Source organism: Mesorhizobium sp. CO1-1-11, from assembly GCF_020164995.1.
GTDB lineage: Bacteria > Pseudomonadota > Alphaproteobacteria > Rhizobiales > Rhizobiaceae > Mesorhizobium > Mesorhizobium australicum.
The window spans coordinates 43,190-58,859 of the sequence record NZ_JAIUHE010000019.1 but is presented as its reverse complement, the minus strand read 5'-3'; the positions used below and the strand labels follow the sequence as shown (position 1 = coordinate 58,859).

16 protein-coding genes and 1 pseudogene are annotated in these 15,670 nt (G+C 64.1%); 9 read left to right on the top strand and 8 right to left on the bottom strand.

Going from position 1 to position 15,670, the window contains the following annotated elements; translation table 11 throughout:
• Positions 1-2: 2 nt before the first annotated feature.
• Positions 3-1,271: a diaminopimelate decarboxylase gene (gene lysA, locus LB554_RS21855; RefSeq protein ID WP_140662834.1), complete on the top strand. Its 1,269-nt coding sequence runs from the start codon at positions 3-5 to the stop codon at positions 1,269-1,271.
• A 34-nt stretch (positions 1,272-1,305) separates the two neighbouring features.
• Here lysA and LB554_RS21850 read toward each other — a convergent pair whose 3' ends face one another.
• Positions 1,306-1,608, bottom strand: a complete 303-nt coding sequence (locus LB554_RS21850; RefSeq protein WP_015315541.1) for an ArsR/SmtB family transcription factor — start codon at positions 1,606-1,608, stop codon at positions 1,306-1,308.
• A 50-nt stretch (positions 1,609-1,658) separates the two neighbouring features.
• Between LB554_RS21850 and LB554_RS21845 the strand changes: the two genes are divergently transcribed.
• Both LB554_RS21845 and LB554_RS21840 read left to right on the top strand, forming a co-directional pair.
• Positions 1,659-2,600 (top strand): threonine/serine dehydratase, encoded by a 942-nt coding sequence (locus tag LB554_RS21845; protein WP_224586916.1) that lies wholly within the window; start codon positions 1,659-1,661, stop codon positions 2,598-2,600.
• A 211-nt stretch (positions 2,601-2,811) separates the two neighbouring features.
• Positions 2,812-5,409 carry a TIGR02302 family protein gene (locus tag LB554_RS21840; RefSeq protein WP_224586915.1) on the top strand — a complete coding sequence of 866 codons (2,598 nt, stop codon included), beginning with the start codon at positions 2,812-2,814 and terminating at the stop codon, positions 5,407-5,409.
• Positions 5,410-5,449: 40 nt separating this feature from the next.
• Here the strand turns inward: LB554_RS21840 and LB554_RS21835 are convergent, their stop codons facing one another.
• Positions 5,450-6,307 (bottom strand): LysR family transcriptional regulator, encoded by an 858-nt coding sequence (locus tag LB554_RS21835; RefSeq protein WP_015315538.1) that lies wholly within the window; start codon positions 6,305-6,307, stop codon positions 5,450-5,452.
• Between the two features lie 219 nt (positions 6,308-6,526).
• Here LB554_RS21835 and LB554_RS21830 point away from each other — a divergent pair, with 219 nt between their 5' ends.
• Positions 6,527-7,474, top strand: coding sequence for a DMT family transporter (locus LB554_RS21830; protein ID WP_224586913.1), 948 nt, complete (start codon positions 6,527-6,529; stop codon positions 7,472-7,474).
• Here LB554_RS21830 and LB554_RS21825 read toward each other — a convergent pair whose 3' ends face one another.
• From LB554_RS21825 to LB554_RS21815, 3 genes are all read right to left on the bottom strand, one after another.
• Complete coding sequence (locus LB554_RS21825; RefSeq protein ID WP_015315536.1) at positions 7,475-7,846, bottom strand: response regulator; 372 nt, start codon at positions 7,844-7,846, stop codon at positions 7,475-7,477.
• 119 nt (positions 7,847-7,965) lie between these two features.
• Positions 7,966-8,508: a hypoxanthine phosphoribosyltransferase gene (gene hpt, locus LB554_RS21820; RefSeq protein WP_015315535.1), complete on the bottom strand. Its 543-nt coding sequence runs from the start codon at positions 8,506-8,508 to the stop codon at positions 7,966-7,968.
• A 173-nt stretch (positions 8,509-8,681) separates the two neighbouring features.
• The gene (locus LB554_RS21815; protein WP_224586911.1) at positions 8,682-9,326 is read right to left on the bottom strand and encodes a hypothetical protein; all 645 of its coding nucleotides are present in this window, start codon (positions 9,324-9,326) and stop codon (positions 8,682-8,684) included.
• 188 nt (positions 9,327-9,514) lie between these two features.
• Here LB554_RS21815 and ftsE point away from each other — a divergent pair, with 188 nt between their 5' ends.
• From ftsE to LB554_RS21800, 3 genes are all read left to right on the top strand, one after another.
• The gene (gene ftsE, locus LB554_RS21810; protein WP_010911739.1) at positions 9,515-10,174 is read left to right on the top strand and encodes a cell division ATP-binding protein FtsE; all 660 of its coding nucleotides are present in this window, start codon (positions 9,515-9,517) and stop codon (positions 10,172-10,174) included.
• Complete coding sequence (locus LB554_RS21805) at positions 10,167-11,159, top strand: cell division protein FtsX (RefSeq protein ID WP_224586909.1); 993 nt, start codon at positions 10,167-10,169, stop codon at positions 11,157-11,159. The genes ftsE and LB554_RS21805 overlap by 8 nt, the downstream gene beginning before the upstream one ends.
• A 109-nt stretch (positions 11,160-11,268) precedes the next feature.
• Positions 11,269-11,994 carry a YdcF family protein gene (locus LB554_RS21800; RefSeq protein WP_140616823.1) on the top strand — a complete coding sequence of 242 codons (726 nt, stop codon included), beginning with the start codon at positions 11,269-11,271 and terminating at the stop codon, positions 11,992-11,994.
• 6 nt (positions 11,995-12,000) lie between these two features.
• On the opposite strand, the gene LB554_RS21795 is transcribed toward LB554_RS21800, so the two are convergent.
• The 3 genes and pseudogenes from LB554_RS21795 to LB554_RS21785 all read right to left on the bottom strand — a co-directional run bounded on the left by LB554_RS21795 (position 12,001) and on the right by LB554_RS21785 (position 13,740).
• On the bottom strand, positions 12,001-12,633 hold the full coding sequence (locus tag LB554_RS21795) for a pyridoxamine 5'-phosphate oxidase family protein (protein WP_140712857.1): 633 nt from the start codon (positions 12,631-12,633) through the stop codon (positions 12,001-12,003).
• Between the two features lie 25 nt (positions 12,634-12,658).
• Entirely contained in the window at positions 12,659-13,129 is a 471-nt protein-coding gene (locus LB554_RS21790; RefSeq protein WP_023770795.1) for a DUF1348 family protein, read from the bottom strand.
• A gap of 60 nt (positions 13,130-13,189) precedes the next feature.
• A pseudogene (locus LB554_RS21785) lies at positions 13,190-13,740 on the bottom strand (carboxymuconolactone decarboxylase family protein).
• 103 nt (positions 13,741-13,843) lie between these two features.
• Between LB554_RS21785 and LB554_RS21780 the strand changes: the two are divergent.
• Both LB554_RS21780 and LB554_RS21775 read left to right on the top strand, forming a co-directional pair.
• On the top strand, positions 13,844-14,749 hold the full coding sequence (locus LB554_RS21780) for a LysR substrate-binding domain-containing protein (RefSeq protein WP_224586907.1): 906 nt from the start codon (positions 13,844-13,846) through the stop codon (positions 14,747-14,749).
• Positions 14,750-14,825: 76 nt separating this feature from the next.
• The gene (locus LB554_RS21775) at positions 14,826-15,614 is read left to right on the top strand and encodes a lysophospholipid acyltransferase family protein (RefSeq protein WP_015315527.1); all 789 of its coding nucleotides are present in this window, start codon (positions 14,826-14,828) and stop codon (positions 15,612-15,614) included.
• Positions 15,615-15,670: the final 56 nt, after the last annotated feature.

Below are 15,670 nucleotides of genomic sequence, written 5' to 3'. Positions count from 1 at the left end.
TCGTGAACCATTTCGACTACCGCGATGGCGTGCTGCATGCCGAGGACGTGGCGATCCCTGATATCGCCGCACAGGTCGGCACGCCGTTCTATTGCTATTCGACGGCGACCCTGACTAGGCACTACCGTGTCTTCGTCCAGGCCTTTGCCGGGCTCGATACGCTGGTCTGCTACGCCATGAAGGCCAATTCCAACCAGGCGGTGCTGCGGACCTTGGCCAAGCTCGGCGCCGGCGCCGACGTCGTCTCGGAAGGCGAATTGCGCCGGGCTCTCGCCGCAGGAGTCCCGGCCGGCAAGATCCTGTTCTCGGGCGTCGGCAAGACCGCCCGCGAAATGGACTTTGCGCTCCAAGCCGGCATTCTCTGCTTCAACGTCGAATCCGAGCCGGAACTCGAGCTGTTGTCGGCACGTGCCGTGGCGCTCGGCAAGGTGGCGCCTATCTCGCTGCGCATCAATCCCGATGTCGACGCCAAGACCCACAAGAAAATCTCAACCGGCAAGGCTGAAAACAAGTTCGGCATTCCCTGGCAGCGGGCGCGCCAGGTCTATGCCCGCGCGGCAACGCTTCCGGGCATTAAGGTCACCGGCATCGATACCCATATCGGCAGCCAGATCACCGAGTTGCAGCCCTTCGACGACGCCTTCGCCCTGCTGGTCGACCTGGTCGGAGCGCTGCGCGGCGACGGCCACGCCATCGAGCATGTCGATCTCGGCGGCGGTCTCGGCATTCCCTACCGCGTCGACAACAACCCGCCCCCCTTGCCCGACGCCTATGCCCAGATCGTCCGCAAGCATGTCACCAAATTGGGTCTCAAGGTGATGTTCGAGCCGGGCCGGCTGATCGTTGGCAATGCCGGCATCCTGGTCTCGGAAGTGATTTTCGTGAAGGAAGGCGACGCCAAGAATTTCCTCGTTGTCGACGCTGCCATGAATGACCTGATCCGGCCGACGCTCTACGATGCCTTCCACGAGATCAGGCCGGTCGTGCAGCCGCCGGCCGACGCGCCGCGCATGATGGTCGACGTGGTCGGCCAAGTCTGCGAGACCGGCGATTATCTCGGCCTCGACCGCGACCTGCCCCGGCTGATGGCGGGCGATCTCGTCGCCGTTTCCACCGCCGGCGCCTATGGCGCGGTCCAGGCCGGCACCTACAACACTCGCCTGCTGGTGCCGGAGGTGCTGGTCGACGGCGACCGTTTCCATGTCGTGCGTCCGCGCCCGACCTATGACGAGCTGATCGGGCTGGATTCGGTGCCGGACTGGCTTGCGTAAGCCGCCCTGCCGCGACGCTATAACCGGTTCTGCGCTATAACCGGTTCTGGATGAGTGCCCTTGCGTCGGCGATCCTGTCCTCGTCGCGGCGGTAGAAGGTCCATTGCCTGATGCGCTTGGTTCTGAGCAGGCCGGCCTGGACGAGCACGCGCATATGCTCGGAAAGCGTCGCCTGAGTGATGCCGAGCTTCTCGGCGATCAGCAGCGCGCAGACGCCGTCCTCGACCAGATCGCCATCCGCCTGTGCCCGGAAATGCGCACGTGGATTCTTGAGCCAGTCGAGAATCTGCAGTCTGCGCTCGTTGGCGATCGCCTTGAAGACATCAACCTCTTGCATTTAGCCATTTTGCCAAGTTACTAATTGCTGTCAATCCCAAGGAGATTTTGATGTCGCAGGGCAACGTCGTCACACGCGGACGCATCGCCGCGATGGAACCGCGCATCCGCCCCTATATCAGGCACACACCGGTTCTGCGCGTCGACATGGCCGACTTCGATCGGGGGCCATTGGCGATCGACCTCAAGCTCGAATGCCTGCAGCATTCCGGCTCGTTCAAAGCCCGCGGCGCCTTCACCAACCTCCTGGAGCGGCCGGTTCCCGAGGCCGGCGTCGTCGCCGCATCGGGCGGCAATCATGGCGCTGCCGTCGCCTACGCCGCCATGCGGCTTGGCCACAGAGCAACCATCTTCGTTCCCGAAGTGAGCCCGCAGGCCAAGCTGGACCGCATCCGGGCCTATGGCGCCGACCTCGTTGTCGGCGGCGCCCGCTATGCCGAAGCGCTGGCCGCCAGCGAACGGTTCGCCGAGGAAACCGGCGCCTTGCAGATCCACGCCTTCAACCAGGAGGAGACGCTGGTCGGCCAAGGCACTCTCGGGCTCGAAATCGAAAGCGATCTGCCTGAGATCGACACGCTGCTGGTCGCCGTCGGTGGTGGCGGCCTGATCGGCGGCATCGCCGCCTGGTATGCCGGCCGCATCCGCATCGTCGCCGTAGAGCCCGAGGGTGCGCCGACGCTTCATCGCGCCTTCGAGGCCGGCCATCCGGTGGACGCGTCGGCGGAAGGCATCGCCGCCGATTCGCTGGCGCCCAAGCGGGTCGGCGAGATGATGTTCCCGATCGCCGAAGCCTTCGTCGAACGCTCCATCCTGGTCAGCGACGACGACATCATCGCCGCCCAGAAGGCGCTCTGGAACCGCGTGCGCATCATCTCGGAGCCGGGTGGTGCCGCCGCCTTTGCCGCGATCCTGTCCGGCCGCTACGCGCCGACACCGGGCGAACGGGTCGCCGTGCTGGTCTGTGGGGCCAACGCAAACCCCGCCAATTTCTGATTGCAACCATTTCGGCAGGCTTCACGTTTTCTCAAACTGCCTCGCCTTTGCCGTGTTTACTGGTATTCTTCGAGTCGTGAGGCTTGGGCTATCCCGTCCGCCTCGCCGCATGATCCCGAAAAATAGAATCCAAGTTTCGGAACAGATCATGCCCAAAGAGATAGAGCCCATTGCGGTCCTTCAGGACGGAACAGGGCTCCAGGAAGGGCCGATGACCGAACGACCCACCTTCAGCAGCAATCGCGGCCTGGCCGGACGCCTGGCCTTGAGCCGGCTGGCGACGCGGGTCTCGATGGCGATCGAGCGTGGCTGGCCGCTGCTGCTTCCGCTCATTGTCGTCGTCGGCCTGTTTCTCAGCGTCTCCTGGTTCGGTATTTTTCCCCGGCTGCCGGACGTGGTGCGCATCGGCCTTATCGCCATGTTTTGCCTGGCAGGTCTGGCGGCGCTTTATCCGCTGCGCTTTTTCCGCATACCTGGCGCGGCCGAGATCGATCGCCGCATCGAAGCCGCCAACAGACTGCTGCACAGCCCGGTGCAGGTGCAGAGCGACCGGCCCAGCGGCCAGGAAAGCAGTTTCTCGCAGGCGCTCTGGCGCGAGCACCAGAAGCGAATGGCTGGAAAGCTCGACAATCTCGGCGCCGATCTGCCGCGCACGCGCGTGCCGGAGCGCGACCCGTGGGGATTGCGCGCCGTGGCGGCGCTCCTGCTGGTCACTGCCTTTGCCTTCTCCTTCGGGCCGACCGGCGGCCGGCTGACAGATGGGTTCAGCGCACATGGCACGCTCGACGCCGTACCGCCGCGCATCGACGCATGGGTGACGCCGCCGGCCTATACCGGCAAGCCGCCGATCTTCCTGACTGCCGACGCCAACCAGGCGACCCCGACTTTTCATGTCCCCGAGGGAAGCGACGTCTCCCTGCGCGTTACCGGAGGCTCGGGCGAGGAAACGCTTGCCTATGCCGACAAGGACGGCAATGCGCGCGCCATCGACCCCGCAAGCCCGCAAGCCGCCGCCAAGCCGGCAGCAAGCCCGGCGGTGTCGTCCGCCTCGCCTTCGAAGGTGCGCCAGTTCGCCAGCAAGCTGACCGGCGACGGGACGCTGACGCTGAAATCGGGGGAGGATCAGCTTGGCCGCTGGGCTTTCGCCGTCATCCCGGACAAGCCGCCGCAGATCCGCTTCGTCGGCGAGCCCAAGCGCGCCGCCAACGGCGCCTTCGAGCTCAACTATCAGATCGATGACGATTACGGCGCCGCCACCGCCAAGGCGGTCTTCGCGCTGGCCGACCCGCAGCTGCCGGGTGCGCATCCGCTCTATGGTCCGCCCGAAATGCCGCTGACACTGCCGCGCCGCGGCGGCAAGTTGAATGCCGCCAAGACCACGAAAGACCTGACCGAGCATGTCTGGGCCGGCAGCAGCATCAAGCTGACGCTGGTCGCCACCGACGACGCCGGCCACACCGCCTCAAGCGAAACCAAGACGCTCGCGATGCCCGAGCGGCCGTTCACCAACCCGCTGGCACGCGCGGTGATCGAACAGCGCCGCCTGCTTGCGCTCGACGCCAATGCCAAGCCGCGCGTGCTCGACCTGATGGAGGCCATCACGCTGCGGCCTGAAGACACGTTCGATACCATGTCCCACTACCTCGCCATCATGAGCGCAATGAGCCGGCTGAAGCTGGCGGTGAACGACGATCAATCGCGCAGCGAGGTTGCCTACCTCTGGGAGATCGCGCTTGGTATCGAGGAGGGCAACCTCTCGGCGGCCGAAAAGCGGCTGCGCCAGGCCCAGCAGGCACTGCAGGACGCCATCAAGAATGGCGCCAGCGATGCCGAGATCGAGAAGGCGATGAAGGAACTGCGCGAGGCGATGAACCAGTTCCTGCAGGAGTTCGCCGAACGCGCCAAGCAGAACCCGAACGCGCCGCAGATGCAGCAGAACGGCCAGGAGCTGCGCCAGAGCGACATCGACCGCATGATGGACCAGATCGAAAATCTGGCGAAGTCCGGCGATCGCGACAAGGCCCAGCAATTGCTGTCTCAGTTGCAGGACATGATGAACAACCTCCAGGCCGGCCGCCAGCAGCAGGGGGGCGAGCAGGACAGCCAGATGCGTCAGCAGATGGACAAGCTTGGCGAGATCCTGCGGCGGCAGCAGGAGATGATGAACGACACCTTCCGCATGGATCAGATGCAGCGCGGCGAGCGCCAGCGCGGCCGCAACCGCGACGAGCAGCTTGGCCAGAACGATGAGCAAGGTCAATCTGGCGAAAACGGCAAGCCCGGCGAGAATGGCGAGCCAAAGCCTATGACGCCGCAGGAATTCGCCGATGCGCTGAAGCAGCTGCAGGAGGGCCAGGGCCAGCTGAAGAGCGATCTGGAGCAGCTGAAGAAAGGCCTCGAGGGCATGGGCATGGAGCCCAATGAAGGATTTGGCGAGGCCGGCAAGTCCATGGGCAGCGCCGAGCAGGCGCTTGGCGAGGGCCAGGGCGACGAGGCCGTCGGCCACCAGGGCCGGGCGCTTGAGGCGCTGCGCAAGGGCGCCAAGGACATGATGAAACAGATGCAGGCCATGCAGGGCGACCAGGGCGGCAGCCAGGAAGGCGGCCGCCAGCAGGATGCCGACCGTGACCCGCTCGGCCGGCCGCGCGCCAGCCAGGGTCCCGATTTTGGCGATTCGGTGAAAGTGCCCGACGAGATCGACGTTCAGCGCGCGCGCCAGATCCTGGAAGCGATTCGCAAGCGGCTCGGCAATGCGCTCAGCCCCGACATCGAGCGCAGCTATCTGGAACGGCTGCTGGAGCTGAAGTAGGAAGCGGCGAGAGGGACCAGCTTCATTTCCATGGAGCCGTCTACCTGTTGACGAACGCCTCGCGGATTGCCTCCTGCATGCCGTCGATTGCTTCGCCTGACGCATTCGGGTTGCGATGCATCACCACATTGGAGGAATCGATGTCGCCGAACCCGTCCGCGGACGTCAGCTCTCGGCAGTCCGCCGGAATGTTGCTGCGTGAGATCGGCGCGATCGCCAACCCTGAGGTGACGGCAAGCTTCAGGCCGCCATTGGTATCGCTTGTATAGGCGACGCGGTAGGCAAGGCCGCGCTGCTCCAGCGATTTGATGGCGAAGTCCTTACACCAGCCGGCGCGGTTGTAGAGCGCGATCGGCACCGGGCGCTCCTCATGCATGTGATGCAGGTTCGACGTCACCCAGACCGTCGGATCATGCATCAGCACTTCGCCGCCGGAAGGATCCTGCCATTCGAACACCACGCATAAATCCAGCTCGCCGGCGGCGAGCGCCGCGATCTGCGCCTCCGAATGCGCGTAGCGTACGGTGACCTCGACCTTGGTGTGACGCTTCGAAAATGCGCCGAGCGCGCGCGACAGGATGGCGTGGCCATATTCCTCCGGAATGCCGATGCGAACCGGCCCACCGAGCGGCGCCGCCGCCATCGACGCCGCCGTTTCATCGAGCAGCGAAACGATACGGCGGGCATTGACGATGAGTTCGCCGCCACGCCGCGTCAGCGCGACGCCGCGTGAACCTCGCTCGAACAGGCTGTCGCCGACCAGCTCTTCGAGCTTCTTCATCTGCATCGACACGGCCGATTGCGTGCGGCCGGCCTGCTCGGCGGCCCTCGTGAAATTGCCGGCCTCGGCTATGGCGACAAAGGTACGCAGGAGATCACTGTCGAGGGTTGGCCGCATGGCATCCATCATAAGTAGATTTGATCGCTGGCATCATTCCAATTCGTTTGCAACATGTCAAACGCCGAACGATAATCGCCTCACCCATTGGATATGCAGTCGCGAAATCGGCTGCGGACCAATCAAGAGTCCTCACTCGTGCCCGCTACCCGAAAACGGTGGCGGGTTCTTTTTGATCTGGTGAGCGTCGCCGGATCGGATGCGCGGGAGCCTGAACGGATGCAGAATAGGATGGTGCGCGGCATCCTGAGCCTGTGCCTGGGCGTGCTGGTCTTCTCGCTGCAGGATCCGCTCGTCAAAGCCGTGTCGAGCGGCTACCCTGTGACCGAGGTGATGGCGATCCGCTCGATCGTAGCCTTGCCGATCCTGATCGTTCTGGTTCACGCCGATGTCGGGCTGCGGGCAATCCTGTCGAAACGGTTCGGCCTGCTGACGATACGCGCCTTCATCCAGTTCACCTCCTACACGGTCTATTACCTGGCCATCGCCGCCCTCCCGCTGGCCGACGCCGTGGCGCTCTATTTCATGGCGCCGCTCTGCATCATGGCGATGGCCGGCCCCTATCTCGGCGAGCGCGTTTCCTGGCAGACGCTGTCGACCGTGCTGATCGGGATGCTTGGCGTGCTGGTGATGCTGCGCCCCGGCGCCGGGCTGTTCGACTGGGCGGCCTTGCTGTCGCTGGGCTCGGCCGTGCTCTACGCCTTCTCGCAGCTGATGGCTCGCAAGATCGGCGATACCGAATCGTCCACTGTCATGGCCTTCTACCAGAACGGCGCCTATCTCGTCGGCGCGGCCGTCGTCGCCGGCACGTTCCACATTGCGGCCATAACCCACGCCGTCCACCCGAGCCTCGAATTCCTGGTGCGACCATGGATCTGGCCGACGCTGCCGGATTTCCTCAAGATGGCCGCCTGCGGTTTCGTCGCCTCGGCCGGCATGATCCTGCTCTCGCAAGGCTACCGGCTGTCGCCGGCCAACCGCGTCGCCACCTTCGAATACACCGGCATCCTGTGGTCGCCGCTGTGGGGTTTCCTGTTCTTCGCCGAGGTGCCCAGGTCAGCGACGGTGATCGGCGCGGCGCTCATCATCGGCGCCGGCCTGCTGGCACTCAACACCGAGCGCCGCGCCAGCCCGGCACCGGCGCTTGTCGCCAGGGATCCAGCCTGATCAGGCGAAGCAGATCAGCGCCCGTTCGACGCGAGAGCGAATCTCGGCGAGCGTGAAGGGCTTTTGCACGACATCGAGGATGATGCCGTTCAATTCATCGGCGCGCTCGCGCTGGTCGGCATAGCCGGTCATCAGCATGATCTTCATCGCGGGAAAAAGCGCGGCTGCCGCAACCGCCATCTCGATGCCGTCCATCTCGGGCATGCGTATGTCGGAGACGACGAGATCGTACCCGCCTTTTGCGGCGCGGATCAGCGAAAGCCCCTGCGCGCCATCGGCGGCGATATCGATTGCGTGGCCGGCGCGTTCGAGCGCGCGGGCTGCGAGGGTGCGGACGGACTCATCGTCCTCGACGATCAAAAGCTTTGCCATGGCCGGCATATTTGGTGGCGAAACGTTGACTTTTCCTGAAAACCCAGGCGCTTGCCCAGACTAATTTTCCTGACACCGTTAAGGCCTTTTTCAGGATTCACCGGTGCGAGGCACTCGCCTTACACATCGCCTTTCACCACACCCACGAACGGCAATTCACGGAAAGCATGCGCCACATCCATGCCATAGCCGACGACGAAATAATCGGGGCAGTCGAAGCCGACATAATCGGCATTGAGCGCGGTCTGGCGGCGCATGCGCTTGTCGAGCAGCACGGCGATGGAACAGCTTTTCGCGCCACGCGACAGCATCAGGTCGCGCGTGAAGCTCAGCGTCTTGCCCGATTCCAGAATGTCGTCGATCAACAGCACGTCACGGCCTGCAACCTCGTTGTCGATGTCGCGCAGCACCCTCACCTCGCCACTGGTTGTGCCGGCGCCATAACTGGAGATGAAGATGAACTCGACTTCCGGCGACAGGCCGACATCATGCATGGCGCGGATCAGGTCGGCGGCGAAGATGAACGAGCCTTTCAGCACCGAAATCACCAGGAGATCGTGATAGTCGTGCCCGGCAATCTCCTTGGCGAGTTCGAGATTGCGCCGCGCGATCGCCGATGCCGAAAACAGCACTTCGATGTCCTTGCCGCGCACGTTTGGCATTTCTCGCCCTCCAGTTTTTTTCCGAAACGCCTTCACACCGAGCGTGTGTTGAGAGTCAGGTCAGACCGAGCCGAAAGCAGTGGTTTCCGAGAACCGGAGCGGAGCGTACGTGAGCACCGGAAGCGCAGGGAACCACCGTTTGCAGGCCGGCTTCACCTGAATATCGACACACGCTATTCGGCGAAGGTGACCAAAACGGTCCTTACCCCGTTCTTAGGCACGTCGAGCCGGCTGGCAAAGCCGAATCTTTCGCCCGATGCCAGCGAATGGCCAGATGTCCCCAGCGTATAGCGGGTTGTGCGGCCGTCATTGCCCGTCACCCGGATTTCGAGTGGCGGCATTGTCGCGGGCCTCGTCCCGTCATTGGCGGCCTCGCCGTCGACGAACAGCACCGGATTGGCGCCGGAGGCATCGATGTGTGACGTCACGCCTGAAATGGTCAGCGCCGACGCTTGCGCGCCGGGCAGGAACGGTGCCTGGCGCACCAGCGCATGGCCGCCCGAGACCCAGAAGGCGGCAAGGGCGGCGCCGATGCCGGCGATCCAGAAGATCGGACCGCCGCGCGAGGCCGGCGGCCGTTCCGCTGGCATTTCCGGCTTGCGCAGCATGTCCATGCCTTCGATGGCCGGGGGGACAATCGCACGCGGCAGCGGCGTCACATTTCCGACTGGTGGGGCCGGCCGCGGCAACACCATATAATCCGCATCGATGATATCAGCCGCCGGGGCGCGCAAGATCCGGTCCGCTGCGGCAATTGCCGCGGGATCTGTCATGATTTCGCCGGAAACCGGGCGCGCGGTTCGTTCGTCAGCCATCATGGCCCCAGTATTGCGCGTGTTCGCTTTTCGTTTCTTTTGCGTAAACACAAATGGTTAACGCTTCCCCACCGGAGCCCTCTTGAAGTGCCTAAACGAGCCAGGAATTAACCGCCGGTTAACCATGCCGGCCGATGGTCTTTCACAAAACAGGCCGGTTCGCCGCGGCCAGGAAATTCAGGTCGTCGAAATTGATTCGCTTCGAAAATGTCGGCCTCCGCTATGGCATGGGTCCGGAAATCCTCCGCGACATCTCCCTGCACATACCGGAGCGCTCCTTCCAGTTCCTGAGCGGGCCTTCGGGTGCCGGCAAGACGACATTGCTGCGCCTTTTGTTCATGTCGCTGAAACCGACGCGTGGACTGATCACCATCTTCGGCAAGGACCGCTCGCGCATCTCGCGCACCGAACTGCCGCATCTGCGCCGCCGCATCGGCGTGGTGTTCCAGGACTTTCGCCTGCTCGACCACATGACCACCTATGAGAATGTCGCGCTGCCGCTGCGCGTGCGCGGGCGCGAGGAAGCGAGCTACCGCACCGATGTCACCGAGTTGTTGAAATGGGTGGGGCTCGGCGAGCGCATGCATGTGCTGCCGCCGGTCCTGTCCGGAGGCGAGAAGCAGCGCGCCGCGATCGCGCGCGCCCTGATCGAGCAGCCGGAGATCCTGCTCGCCGACGAGCCGACCGGCAATGTCGATCCGCCGCTGGCGCGGCGGCTGCTGCGGCTGTTCATCGAGCTCAACCGGCTTGGCACCGCCGTTGTGATCGCCACGCATGACCTTGGCCTGATGGAGCAGGTTGACGCGCGCCGCATGATCCTGGCCGGCGGAAGGCTTGATATCTATGACTGAGACCGAGCTATCGGCCGACCATTTCGAGGAGCAGGATGCCGAGGCGGTGGAGGCGAGGCCGCGCGCACAACGCAAGATGGCGCCGATCGTGCCGGCGCAGAACATTGCCGGCCGCGCGCTGGTGCTGGTCATCGCCATCATGACTTTCCTGTCCTGCCTGACCTTCGGCGCGGTGACACTGGTGCGCGACACAGCCTCGGTTTGGGAAAACCAGATCTCGCGCGAGGCGACGATCCAGATCAAGCCGGCCGACGGCCTCGACATGGAGGCGGCGCTTACCCAGGCCTCGCGGATCGCCGGCGAATTCCCTGGCGTGAAGTCGACCCGGATCATCGACCGCGAAGCGACCGCAAGGCTGCTGGAGCCCTGGCTGGGTTCGGGTCTCAACATCGACGACCTGCCCGTGCCGCGCCTGATCATCGTCACCATCGACGAGAGCAGCCCGCCTGACTTCGCCGCCATGCGCGCCGCGATCACGCCGAAACTGCCGAGTGCATCGCTCGACGACCACCGCACCTGGGTCGACCGGCTGGTGGCCATGGCCCGTACCACGGTGACCATAGGCGTTGCCGTTCTGGCCTTGATGCTGTCGGCGACGGTGCTGACCGTGGTGTTCGCGACCCGTGGCGCCATGGACGGCAACGGCCACATCATCGAGGTGCTGCATTTCGTCGGCGCCGAGGCGCGCTTCATCGCACGCGAATTTCGCCGGCATTTCTTGGTCACCGGCATGAAGGGCGCAGCCGCCGGCGGAGCGGCGGCGGTGCTTGTCTTCATCGTGTTTTCCTGGTGGTCGTCACGCAACATAGCAACGCCGCAGGCCGATCAGGCGACTGCTTTGTTCGGTAACTTCGCCATCGGCTCGGCGGGTTACGCAGGTGTCGTCCTGATGGTGCTGGTGATTGGCGCGCTGACGGCGGCAACCTCGCACGTTACCGTCGTTGCCTATCTCAGCGACATCGACGTTCGCCAACCCGATGCATGAAAGGACCTCGTCTTGGCTTGGACGGAAACAGGGCGATCACGGAGAAAGAATTCGCGTAACGCAAAGTGCGTCTTTTACCTATCAAAGGCCGCATTTGAGGATTAACTATATGACCATGGACGTGCGGGATTCGACCGGGACGGCTGGACAGTTGCCAGTGGTGGTTGACCGTTGGCGCGGCCGTGGCAGGGTTAGCCATCTAAGGACCGCCCTGCGCTTCTCCGCTCTCTCCCTGCTTGTGCTTGCAACAGTGTTCGCTGGCGGCTTTGGCTGGTTCGCCAGCAAGGTCAGTCATCTGACCACGCCCGCCAACCCGGCCAAGGCCGACGCCATCATCGTGCTGACCGGCGGCCAGTCGCGCCTCGACGCCGCGATGGAGCTGCTCGCATCCGGCAAGGGCGAGCGGCTCTTGATCAGCGGCGTGCACCCCTCGGCCAGCCGGCGCCAGCTTCAGGCGGCGACCGGCGGCGACAAGAAACTGTTTTCCTGCTGCGTCGACATCGATCGCGCCGCGCTCGACACGATCGGCAATGCCGAGGAAAGCGCCAAATGGGTGGAAAACCATGCCTATGGCACGGTGATCCTGGTGACCAACAATTATCACATGCCGCGCAGCCTTTTGGAGATGGGCCGGCTGCTGCATGGCGCCAAGCTCGAACCCTACCCGGTGGTCAATTCCAACCTGGATAATGGCAGTTGGCTGACCAAGCCACGGGCAGTGCGCGTGCTGTTCACCGAATACACCAAGTACCTGCTGGCGCTGGCTCGCGGGTTTATCCCGGTGAAGCCGACGCCTGAGGGAATCGCCCTGGCCGAGACCGCCGCCGGCGGCTGAGCCGCGTCATTGCTTGGCGACAGCCCCTGAAACGCCCTTGAGGCGCGCGATCTCTTGTTCAAGGTCTTGGATGCGCCGGTCGCGCTCGCCAAGCGCGGCTGCCACATCAGCCGCCTCGAAGCGCTGCGGTATATGTTGCGGGCAATTGGCATCCCATGCCGAGACGGTGAACAGGATGATCTGCTCGGGACGCGCCTTGTAGTCCGGCGGCATCAGCCTCGCCGTCAACTCGGCATCGTCCTCGACAACGCGCGCCGTACCCCAGATCTTGATGCGCTGGCGCATCATGTAGTCGATCAGGAACAGGAAGGCCCTCGGATTGTCGGCCAGGTTGCCCTGCGTGATGAATTGCCTGTTGCCGGAAAAATCCGCGAAGCCGATCGTCTTCTCGTCGAGCACCTTGAGAAAGCCGGCAGGGCCGCCGCGGTGCTGGATATAGGGCTGGCCGTCGCCATTGGCCGTCGACAGGAAGATGCTGGTCTGCATTTCGATGAATGCGGCGAGGTCCGGTGTGATCGCCGACTGCCAGCCGCCGCGCTCCTCGACGCGGGCGTAGGACTGGCGCGAGCCCTTGCGCGCCTGGATCGCCTTGACCGTCGGCGTGAAGGCGACATCGCTGGTAAAAGCGTGTGCGTTCATCGAAACCTCCTTTGCCTGAATGCTTCTAAAGACCGAGCTCCGACAGCGTCGGATGGTCGTCCGGCCGCCGGCCGAGCGGCCAGTGATATTTGCGCTCGGCCTCGGCGATCGGCAGGTCGTTGATGCTGGCGATGCGCAGCCGCATCAGCCCGTGCTCGTCGAACTCCCAGTTCTCGTTGCCGTAGCTGCGGAACCATGAGCCGCTGTCGTCGCGCCATTCATAGGCGAAGCGCACGGCGATGCGGTTGCCGTGAAAGGCCCAGACCTCCTTGATCAGCCGGTAGTCGAGTTCGCGGCTCCATTTGCGCGTAAGGAACGCCTGGATGGCATCGCGGCCTTGCAGGAACTCGGCGCGGTTGCGCCAACGGCTGTCCGCCGTATAGGCGAGCGCCACCCGCGCCGGATCGCGCGAGTTCCAGGCATCCTCGGCCATGCGCGCTTTCTGGGCTGACGTCTCGGCGGTGAAGGGCGGAAGCGGCGGGCGGCTCTCAGACATGGGATTTCCTCTGCGGCATGAAGGGTGGGGACCGGCGGGCACCGCCGCTCCTATCCGGATTCAGGCAGCATTGCGGGCGGAAACAACCGGAAAATCGATCTCGGTCTGGGCAACTTCATTGATATAGTTGGTCCAGGCGTTCAGGGCGACATGCTGGACAATCTCGATGATCTCTCCGTCGTCATAGCCCGCGAGCCTGACAGCGGCGATATCCTCCTGGGCGATATGTCCGCGGCTTTGCGCAACCCGGGCTGCAAAACGCACCGCCGCGGCTGCCTTGGGGTCCATGGAGCCGCCATGGCGATTGGCCATCATCTCGGCATCGTCAAGGCTTGCGAGCGTCTTGCCGAGATAGGTGTGCGCGCACAGACAGTAGTTGCAGCCATTGATCTCGGCGATCGCCAGCGCGACGCGCTCGCGTGTCGGCGCCGGAAGCCGGCCCTTGGCCAGCGCGCCCATCATGCCGAGATAGCCTTCCAGCGCCGCCGGACTGTTGGCGACCATCGAAACAGGTTCGGCACGACACCAAGCTGTTTTTCCACCACTTGCAGCATGGGCTGCGCGGCGGCGGGAGCGGCAGCGATGGACGAAGGCGTAGCGATGCGGGGCATAGAGATTTCCTGGTTGAGGTGTGCCCCCGTTATATGCAGCCTTCCATGTTGCGGATGTAGATGCCATATTTGCAACCAACCCTTCCATTTTCTGGAAGAAATGATGGATCGTCTCGAAGCCATGTCCCTTTTCGTCGCGGCGGCGGCGGGCGGCAGCCTTTCCGCCGCCCCGCGCCATTCGGACGTTCCCTTGGCAACAGTCAGCCGCAAGGTCTCCGAACTGGAGCGGTACCTGAAGACACGCCTGTTGAACCGCTCGACGCGGCGGCTGACACTGACCGACGCCGGCCATGCCTATCTCGCTGCCTGCCGCCGCATCCTCGACCAGGTCGGCGACGCCGAACGCACCGCCGGCGGCGAATACAGCGCCCCGACAGGGGAATTGATCATCACCGCGCCGATCGTCTTCGGCCGTCTTCACGTGCTGCCGGTCGTCACCGACTTCCTCGCCGCCTATCCCCTGGTGGATATCCGCCTGACGCTCGGCGACAGGATAAGCCAGTTGGCCGAGGATCATATCGACCTCGCCGTCCGTATCGGCAGGCTGCCGGATTCGCGCATGGTCGCCATCAGGGTCGGTTCGATCGGTCATGTTGTCTGCGCAAGCCCTGCCTATCTGGCAGGACGCGGCATTCCAGAAACTCCGGGAGATCTCGAGGCGCACAGCTGCATTACCTTCGAGGGCCTTGGCTCGCTCGCCACCTGGACCTTCACCGTGGACAAGGCTGATTTTGTCGTGCCGGTCCGATCAAGGCTCCGGGTCAACACCGCCGAGGCGGCGATTGATGCGGCGATCGCCGGTGTCGGAGTGACACGGGTGCTTTCCTACCAGATTGTCGCCGCCGCACGCTCGGGAACACTGCGCCCCGTGCTCAGGGATTTCGAACCCGAGCCTTGGCCGGTAAACCTGGTGCATGCGGGCCAGGGCCGGCTGCCGGTGAAACTGCGCGCCTTCCTCGACTTCGCCGCCCCCCGCCTGAGGGAACGCCTGGCGCAGGCGACCTGGTAGGACGGACAGTATCGCACCGTTCCTTTTTCTCCGCGCTTGGTGTAACCAACGCACACTTCCTCACCGGACCTCCCCCATGCTCTATGTCAGATCGCTGGCGTTCAATTTCGTCTTCTACGTCAATCTGATCGTCCAGATGATCCTCTGGACCCCGTACTATTTCCTGTCGCCCCGCCACCGCGCCTGGTTCGTGCCGAAATTCTGGTCGCGCACCTCGATGTGGCTCTATGACAAGATCGCCGGCACCAAAAACGACATCACCGGGCAGGAAAACCTGCCCGAGGGTTCCTTCATCCTGGCGCCCAAGCACCAGTCTTTCTGGGACGCCATCGCCTTCTTCCCCTTCCTCCAGGACCCGCTCTACATCCTCAAGCGCGAGCTGACCTGGATCCCCTTCTTCGGCTGGTACATCTTGAAGATGCGGATGATCCCGGTGCATCGCGGCAGCCGCTCCAAGGCCTTGAAGGCGGTGGTCGCGGCGACCAAGGAAGAAATGGCGCGCAACCCGCGCCAGCTGATCATCTATCCCGAGGGCACGCGCCGGGCGCCGGGCGACGAGCCGGCCTACAAATACGGCATCGTCGAAATCTATTCGCAGCTTGGCGTTCCGGTCGTGCCGGTCGCCCATGTCGCTGGCCTCTATTGGCCGCGCCGCAAGTTCCTGCGCTATCCCGGCACCGTCAAGGCGCGCTTCCTGCCGCCTATACCGCCTGGCCTGGGCAAGGACGAGTTCATGGCGCGGCTGATCGGTGAGACCGAGGCTGCCTGCGACCAGCTTCTCCTCGAGGCATCCCGCGCATCAAACCCGCCGGCCCTGCCGCCAACGGCGGTGAAGCGGCTTCGGGAGCTCGGCGCGAAGGCCTGAAGCCTCCTGACCACCGGCCGTCAGCCGTACACCGCCAGCGTGGTCAGCACCAGCGT

What these genes read in the sequence shown, in the direction of transcription:
- LB554_RS21850 (WP_015315541.1), bottom strand. Translation starts at nt 1,608, where the DNA reads ATGCAAGAGGTTGATGTCTTCAAGGCGATCGCCAACGAGCGCAGACTG.
- LB554_RS21845 (WP_224586916.1), top strand. Translation starts at nt 1,659, where the DNA reads ATGTCGCAGGGCAACGTCGTCACACGCGGACGCATCGCCGCGATGGAA.
- LB554_RS21840 (WP_224586915.1), top strand. Translation starts at nt 2,812, where the DNA reads ATGACCGAACGACCCACCTTCAGCAGCAATCGCGGCCTGGCCGGACGC.
- LB554_RS21835 (WP_015315538.1), bottom strand. Translation starts at nt 6,307, where the DNA reads ATGCGGCCAACCCTCGACAGTGATCTCCTGCGTACCTTTGTCGCCATA.
- LB554_RS21830 (WP_224586913.1), top strand. Translation starts at nt 6,527, where the DNA reads ATGCAGAATAGGATGGTGCGCGGCATCCTGAGCCTGTGCCTGGGCGTG.
- LB554_RS21825 (WP_015315536.1), bottom strand. Translation starts at nt 7,846, where the DNA reads ATGGCAAAGCTTTTGATCGTCGAGGACGATGAGTCCGTCCGCACCCTC.
- hpt (WP_015315535.1), bottom strand. Translation starts at nt 8,508, where the DNA reads ATGCCAAACGTGCGCGGCAAGGACATCGAAGTGCTGTTTTCGGCATCG.
- LB554_RS21815 (WP_224586911.1), bottom strand. Translation starts at nt 9,326, where the DNA reads ATGATGGCTGACGAACGAACCGCGCGCCCGGTTTCCGGCGAAATCATG.
- LB554_RS21805 (WP_224586909.1), top strand. Translation starts at nt 10,167, where the DNA reads ATGACTGAGACCGAGCTATCGGCCGACCATTTCGAGGAGCAGGATGCC.
- LB554_RS21800 (WP_140616823.1), top strand. Translation starts at nt 11,269, where the DNA reads ATGACCATGGACGTGCGGGATTCGACCGGGACGGCTGGACAGTTGCCA.
- LB554_RS21795 (WP_140712857.1), bottom strand. Translation starts at nt 12,633, where the DNA reads ATGAACGCACACGCTTTTACCAGCGATGTCGCCTTCACGCCGACGGTC.
- LB554_RS21790 (WP_023770795.1), bottom strand. Translation starts at nt 13,129, where the DNA reads ATGTCTGAGAGCCGCCCGCCGCTTCCGCCCTTCACCGCCGAGACGTCA.
- LB554_RS21780 (WP_224586907.1), top strand. Translation starts at nt 13,844, where the DNA reads ATGGATCGTCTCGAAGCCATGTCCCTTTTCGTCGCGGCGGCGGCGGGC.
- LB554_RS21775 (WP_015315527.1), top strand. Translation starts at nt 14,826, where the DNA reads ATGCTCTATGTCAGATCGCTGGCGTTCAATTTCGTCTTCTACGTCAAT.